This window comes from Cupriavidus sp. SIMBA_020 (assembly GCF_046535395.1).
GTDB classification, from domain to species: Bacteria; Pseudomonadota; Gammaproteobacteria; order Burkholderiales; family Burkholderiaceae; genus Cupriavidus; species Cupriavidus campinensis.
Window position 1 is genome coordinate 1 of sequence record NZ_JAWRWU010000441.1, and the last position, 277, is coordinate 277.

The following is a 277-nucleotide window of genomic DNA, read 5'->3' on the forward strand; positions in this document are numbered from 1 at the left end:
GCAGGGCATGTCCGCCGGCGGGCTGGCGTTGATCACGTCGCTGCAGCCCATCCTGATCGGGCTGCTGGCGCCGGTGATCGCCCACGAACGCGTCGACGCGCGGCGCTGGGCCGGGCTGGGACTGGGCGTTTCCGGCGCGGCGCTGGTCATCGTCGCCAAGGCCTCGGTCGACCTGGCCTCGACGCTCGGGCTGGTGTTCGCCGTGGCCGCCCTGCTCTGCATCACCAGCGGCACGCTGTATGAAAAGCGCTTCGGTGTGCAGACCCACCCCGTCACG

Annotated in this window: 1 protein-coding gene; it reads left to right on the top strand. The window is 71.5% G+C overall.

Going from position 1 to position 277, the window contains the following annotated elements; translation table 11 throughout:
- The coding region (locus SB751_RS29960) for an EamA family transporter (protein ID WP_410749018.1) at nucleotides 1-277 on the top strand (277 nt) is incomplete at both ends.